7 protein-coding genes are annotated in these 6,103 nt (G+C 66.0%); 3 read left to right on the top strand and 4 right to left on the bottom strand.

Features of this window, described 5'->3' with window-relative positions:
• Positions 1 to 178 precede the first annotated feature (178 nt).
• From N5D91_RS20515 to N5D91_RS20505, 3 genes are all read right to left on the bottom strand, one after another.
• A complete protein-coding gene (locus N5D91_RS20515) occupies positions 179 to 1,081 on the bottom strand; it encodes a sulfurtransferase (RefSeq protein ID WP_180855171.1) in 903 nt (300 codons plus the stop codon).
• Complete coding sequence (locus tag N5D91_RS20510) at positions 1,078 to 1,881, bottom strand: CoA pyrophosphatase (protein WP_110711746.1); 804 nt, start codon at positions 1,879 to 1,881, stop codon at positions 1,078 to 1,080. Before N5D91_RS20510 ends, N5D91_RS20515 begins: the two co-directional genes overlap by 4 nt.
• Before the next feature lie 136 nt (positions 1,882 to 2,017).
• Positions 2,018 to 2,719 (bottom strand): FKBP-type peptidyl-prolyl cis-trans isomerase N-terminal domain-containing protein, encoded by a 702-nt coding sequence (locus N5D91_RS20505; protein ID WP_005408797.1) that lies wholly within the window; start codon positions 2,717 to 2,719, stop codon positions 2,018 to 2,020.
• A gap of 168 nt (positions 2,720 to 2,887) precedes the next feature.
• On the opposite strand from N5D91_RS20505, the gene N5D91_RS20500 reads away from it, so the two are divergent.
• From N5D91_RS20500 to nth, 3 genes are read left to right on the top strand one after another with little or no spacing between them, the layout of a single operon-like run.
• On the top strand, positions 2,888 to 3,670 hold the full coding sequence (locus N5D91_RS20500; protein WP_107432509.1) for an enoyl-CoA hydratase-related protein: 783 nt from the start codon (positions 2,888 to 2,890) through the stop codon (positions 3,668 to 3,670).
• 4 nt (positions 3,671 to 3,674) lie between these two features.
• The gene (locus N5D91_RS20495; protein ID WP_049399879.1) at positions 3,675 to 4,028 is read left to right on the top strand and encodes a hypothetical protein; all 354 of its coding nucleotides are present in this window, start codon (positions 3,675 to 3,677) and stop codon (positions 4,026 to 4,028) included.
• Positions 4,028 to 4,720: an endonuclease III gene (gene nth, locus N5D91_RS20490; protein ID WP_110711744.1), complete on the top strand. Its 693-nt coding sequence runs from the start codon at positions 4,028 to 4,030 to the stop codon at positions 4,718 to 4,720. Before N5D91_RS20495 ends, nth begins: the two co-directional genes overlap by 1 nt.
• 81 nt (positions 4,721 to 4,801) lie before the next feature.
• On the opposite strand, the gene N5D91_RS20485 is transcribed toward nth, so the two are convergent.
• Entirely contained in the window at positions 4,802 to 6,034 is a 1,233-nt protein-coding gene (locus N5D91_RS20485; protein ID WP_110711743.1) for a porin, read from the bottom strand.
• Positions 6,035 to 6,103: the final 69 nt, after the last annotated feature.

Here is a 6,103-nt window from a genome sequence, read left to right as displayed (position 1 = left end):
CACGCCCCCGCAACCGGACCCACCCCGCCTTCGACAGATCTCTGCTGCTGTTGGTGGGTGTCGACCTTGGTCGATACGGGGTCGGATCCCGTTGCTACGCAACGGGCTCTGACCCGGATTTTCAGTTGATGGGGTCAGAGCCGTTTTCCGTTGGAAAACGGATCCGACCCTGCGCGGCTCAGGCGCCGCTGGCCACGGGGCGGCTGCTGTCGCTCACCCAACCGCTCCACGAATCGGCGTAGATGCGCGCGCCAGACAGGCCCGCCGTTTCCATCGCCAGCAGCAGGTGGCAGGCGGTCACGCCGGAGCCGCACATCAGCACCACCTGCTGTGGATCGCGGTTGCCGATCACGCCCTGCAGTTCGGCCCGTAGCTCCTGTGGGTCGCGCAGGTGGCCGTCGAGTACGTTCAATGCGAACGGGCGGTTGACCGCGCCCGGCACGTGGCCAGCGACCGGATCCAGCGGCTCGACGTCGCCGCGGAAGCGTTCACCCGCGCGTGCATCGACCAGCCAACCGGGTGCATGCTTCAAGCGTGAAGTGATTTCATCGGCATTGGCGATCTGGGTGGTGTCGAAGCGGCCCGGGTAAGTTGGCAGCGCGGTGACTTCGCCCTGCCCGGTTGCCAGCGTGTGACCGGCGGCCTGCCAGGCGGCGATGCCGCCGTCGAGCACGGCCACCTTGCTGTGCCCGATCAGGCGCAGCAGCCACCACAGGCGCGCGGCGGCCATGCTGCCATCGCTGCCGTCGTAGACCACCACCTGGGTGTCGGGACCGATGCCCCACTGGCCCAGTTTCGCGGCGAAGGCATCGCTGTCCGGCAGCGGGTGACGGCCGTGGCCACTGCGGGTCAGATCCGACAGGTCCCGATTGAGGTCGGCATACACCGCGCCCGGAACATGCCCCGCCAGATACTGGCCGATACCCGCCTGCGGATCGGCCAGCGAGGAACGTGCATCGACCACGCGTACGGCGGTACTGGCAGTAGCACGTGCGTCGACCACGCGAACGCCCTCGCCCAATGCAGCGGCCAGGGTGGCGACATCGACCAGGGTGGTCCACGGCGGATCGATCGGCTTCATTGCACTTGCTCCAGGCGGCGACGCAGGTTGTAGAGGATGGCGGCGGTGGCGCCCCAGATGCGCTGGCCGGGCCAGCCATATTCGAGGACGTGGCGGACGCGGCCGCGATGATTGATTTCGACCTGGTGCAGGTTGTCGGCTGCCATCAGGTAATCGAGCGGCACTTCAAACACTTCGGCCACTTCACTGGGCTGCGGCACCGGTACGAAATCCGGATCAACCACGGCCACCACCGGCGTGACCCGGTAGCCGGTGATCGTCACGAAGGGATCGAGATAGCCCAGCGCCTGCACCTGGCCGGGCGCCAATGCGATTTCCTCCTGGCTCTCGCGCAGTGCAGCGGCCAACGCATCGCGGTCATCGGGTTCGGTGCGGCCACCGGGGAAACCGACCTGGCCACCATGGGTACGCAGGGTTTCGGTGCGCCGTGTAAGAATCACCTGCGCACCGTTGGCGCGCGGCACGATGCCCGCCAGCACGGCGGCTTCCACCGGGGGCCCGGGCGGCAGCAGATCGATCAGTTCGCTACGGTTCCAACCGTCGCCGGCCGGCGGCTCGGCCAATGGATGCAGCGCGCGCATCAAGCGTTCGTGGTCGGCCAGCGAACCGCGCAGTGATTGCTGCAGTTGTTGGCGCAGCGGTTGCACGCGATGCAGGATGCGGCTGCGCTCGTCGTTGCTCATCGACGACCACCGTGCGATTTCATCGATGTGCCGCCCGCAGCCGGTGCATTGCCGGCCTGGATCCAGCGTGCACACTCCGATGCAGGGACTTGCGACAACACGCGCCGTTTCTTCCATTGTTTGCACTCGGCAACAGTAGCGCGATCGGGCTGAATTTGCGCGGGGTCAATCTGCGGTGCGTGGCAGCGTCGCGCTCCGCGCAAACAAAAACGCGCCGGTGGGATCACCGGCGCGTTTCGTTCACGGCTTCGATTTACTTGACGCTGACCAGCTTGATCTCGAACTGCACAGCCACGTTCGGCGGGAACGGGGTGCGCGGGTCGGCACCGTAGGCCTGGTCCGGCGGCAGCGTGACTTCCCACTTAGAGCCAGCCGGCATCTGCAGCAGGGTCTCGCGCATGGCCTTCATTTCGACTTCGCTGACCTTGATCGACGGAATCTGCTGGGCCGGGCGGGCTTCGGTCGGGCGCTGGCCGTACGGGAACGGACCGGCCACTTCCAGCTGCACGGTGCTGGCCTGGGTCGGCTTGGCGCCCTTGCCGGCTTCGATCACGCGGTACTGGACGCCGCTCGGCAGGGACTGCACGCCGGCCTTGGCCTTGTTTGCCGCGATGAACTGATCGCTCTTGGTCTTGTTTTCGGCAGCAGCCTTTTCGTACTCGGCCTTGGCAGCCTGGGCACGGCCTTGCTCGCGCTTCTGGAACGCTTCAACGGCCGGCTTCAGCTGCTCGGCGGTGATCGCCGGCTGCTTCTTGGCGTAGGCGTCCTGCAGGCCCTTCACCACCGAGTTGATGTCCAGCTGCTCACCACGACCGGTCAGCTCCGCCAGGTTGTTGCCGTAGTCGTAACCGAAGTAGTAGCTCAGCTTGCCCTTTTCGGACGAGACGTCCTGGGCGAAGGCATTGCCCGTCAGGGCCAGGGCCGCGACGGCGACCGCGATAGAACGCAACTTCATCAAACAGTTCTCCAGGGGTGGTAACTCAGGGACGTTCTGCGCCGCCCTGAGGCGACGGGTTAGGATAACGGGCACAACGTGTAACCGCTACTCACGATGCAGGCTAAGACCCGTCTGCGTTCGCGGAGTTCAATCTCACTTTTTTTTAACGTTTCAGGAGTTTTCCCCGTGGCCGATGCCCTGATCGCCGTCGCCGACGACGGCGCCATCCGCACCGTGACCGTCCAGCGCCCGGACAAGCTCAACGCCTTGAATGCCGCGACCCTGCAGGCGCTGGCCGAGGCGTTCAGCGCCGCCGCCGCCGACCCGGAGGTGCGTGTGGTGGTGCTGACCGGTGCCGGCCCTAAGGCCTTCGTGGCCGGTGCCGACATCGCCGAGATGAACACTCTCAGCGCGGTTCAGGGACGTGATTTCTCGCTGCTGGGCCAGGCCCTGATGCGCCAGATCGAACGCATGCCCAAGCCGGTGATCGCGCGCGTGAACGGCTTCGCCCTGGGCGGCGGGCTGGAGCTGGCGATGGCCTGCCATCTGCGCATTGCTGCCGATACGGCCAAGGTCGGGCAGCCGGAGATCAACCTCGGCCTGATTCCCGGCTTCGGTGGCAGCCAGCGCCTGCTGCGCCTGTGCGGCCGCGCCGCCACCCTGGAGCTGTGCCTGCTGGGTGCACCGATCAACGCCGCGCGTGCGCTGGAACTGGGCATCGTCAACGAGGTGGTGCCGGCCGACGCGCTGGACAACCGTGTGCAGGACATCGCCCGCCAGCTGGCACGCTCGGCCCCGCTGGCCCTGCGTGGGCTGCTCGACGCGGTACACGTGGGCGGCGAATGCAGCCTGGAGGCTGGGCTGGAGTACGAAAGCGCGCAGTTCGGCCTACTGTTCGCCACCGAAGACATGCGCGAGGGCACCAGCGCCTTCCTGCAGCGCCGCCCACCGGCCTTCCAGAACCGCTGACGCCATGGCATCCCGACCCAACCCCGCGCAGCTGTTCGCCCGGGTCCAGGCAGACGATCTCGATGGCGCCCTGCAGGCCGGACTGATGGACTACGTCGCCCGTGCCGGCGACGAACAGCTGCTGCCCGGCCACCCGGACCTTCCACGACGCCTGCAGCAGGCGCAGCAGCAGCTGCACGCGGCCTGGGCCGCACGCGAACGCTACCGTGCCCGTGCCGTGCGCCTGGCCCGCCGCGAGGCCGAACGCGATGCGCGACGCACGCCGGCCCCGGCGCCGGACGTGAAGCCCGCCCTGCCCCCGGCCGCCGCCGCCATCCTCGCCCGGGCCAAGGCCCGCGCCACCGGCAAGGAGCAGTAATGGCCACTGCGAAGAAAACCGCGCGTGCACCGGCGCGCCGTGGCGGCGTGATGCCGCGCGCCGATGTGGTGGAAATGTTCACCCGTCTGCGCGAACTCAATCCGCACCCGAAGACCGAACTGGAGTACAGCTCGCCGTTCGAACTGCTGGTGGCGGTCGCGTTGTCGGCGCAGGCCACCGACGTCGGCGTCAACAAGGCCACGCGCCGTTTGTTCCCGGTGGCCAACACGCCGGCGAAGATCCTCGCCCTGGGCGAAGACGGCCTGAAGCAGTACATCGCCACCATCGGCCTGTTCAACGCCAAGGCGAAGAACGTGATTGCCACCTGCGCGATCCTGCTGCAGAAGTACGGCGGCGAAGTACCGCGCGACCGCGAAGCACTGGAAGCCCTGCCCGGTGTCGGCCGCAAGACTGCCAACGTGGTGCTCAACACGGCCTTCGGCGAACCGGTGATGGCGGTGGACACGCATATCTTCCGCGTCTCCAACCGCACCGGCCTGGCCCCGGGCAAGAATGTGCGCGAAGTGGAAGACAAACTGGTGAAGGTGATTCCGGCCGAGTTCCTGCTCGACGCGCATCACTGGCTGATCCTGCACGGACGTTATGTGTGCAAGGCGCGCAAGCCGGATTGCCCGGGCTGCGTGATCGCCGACCTGTGCCGGTTCAAGGAAAAGACCCCGGCCGAGGCGTGACGGCATTCGTGTTGTGACGAAACGAAGACGGCGGGCACAAGGCCCGCCGTCTTCGTTTGTAGACAAGGGTGCTTCAGGAGATCAGAACGACAGGTCGCCCCAGACGCCGAATTCCTTGGTCTTGTCGTTCTTCTTGTCGCCGGCGTTGGCCAGGTGCGTGTACTTGTACACGGTCGACAGCTTGAGGTTCTTCATGACCGGGAACTCGACGCCGACGTTCCAGTACTTGTCGCTCAGGGTCGGGTCCAGGGTCTTGCTGACGTCGGTGTCATCGTAACGACCGAACACGTTGATGCCGCCGTCGGTGACGCGCACGCTGCCCCACACCGACCAGCCGCTGGTCTTGTCGGTGGCAACGGTCATCACGTTGTTGAGGTTCTTGGCCTGGAAGTACTCGCCACCGACGCGGAAGTCGCTGCTGGCGTAGGCGACCATCGCGTTGGCGCGGGTGTAGGTGTTCTCGGCGCTCTGGATGTCGGTTTCCTTGCCCAGCTTGCCGCTGTAGCCACCGACGGCGACCACGAAGTTCTCGTTCGGGGTGTAGGCCACGCGGCCTTCCACGTCCATGCCCTTGCTGCGGGTCGGGTTCTTGTAGCCGGCGCCGGACACGACCGAGACCGCGTAGTTGAAGTTGTTGCCCAGGTTGCCGAAGCCATGCAGGCCCCAGTCGGACGAGTTGCCGTACTTCAGTCGGTCGGTCAGGGTGTTCTCGACATAGCGCATGCCATAGAACTTCTCGACATACGGAATCCACGGCATATCGGCGGCACCGACGCGCAGGTTGAAGGCCGGGTCGAAGCTGCCCTGCACGTAGGCCTTCTTGACGAACAGTTCGGTGTTGCCGATGGCCGAGCTGTACTGGAAGTCGGTGGTCAGGTTCGCCGACCAGATGTCGTTGAACTTGTGGTCGACGGTCAGGTAGAAGCGCTTGACGTCCAGGCCGGTGCCGCTGGCGGCGGTGTCCTTGCCGTTGCTGGTCTTGTCGATGTTGGTCAGGTCGAAGAACATGCGACCGCCGATCTTGTTGTCATTGACCAGCTTGGCCAGCTTGTCGACGCTGGTCTGGGTCTTCTGCGCACCTTCCAGAGCCTGTGCCTGGGTGATGTTCACTTCGGACTGCGCATCGGACTGCGCCTGCAGCGCCTGCGAATCGTTCTGCAACTGCTGGACCTGGGCCTGCAGCGCAGCGATCTGTGCCTGCAGCTGCTGCAGCTGTGCCTGGGATACGCCCGTGCTGGCGGGGGCTGCGAAGGCGTCGGCGGAAACCAGACCGAGGCTTGCAACGACCGCGGCGGCGAGCAAATGGGAACGCATTTTGGATTTCTCCAGAGGGTTGGAATGGCTTGGGCAGAACGCCACGCCGGCAGGCCGGTCAAGCGTTTT

The organism is Stenotrophomonas sp. GD03794, from assembly GCF_029842145.1.
Lineage (GTDB): Bacteria > Pseudomonadota > Gammaproteobacteria > Xanthomonadales > Xanthomonadaceae > Stenotrophomonas > Stenotrophomonas riyadhensis.
This window is presented reverse-complemented; position numbering and strand designations above follow the sequence as displayed.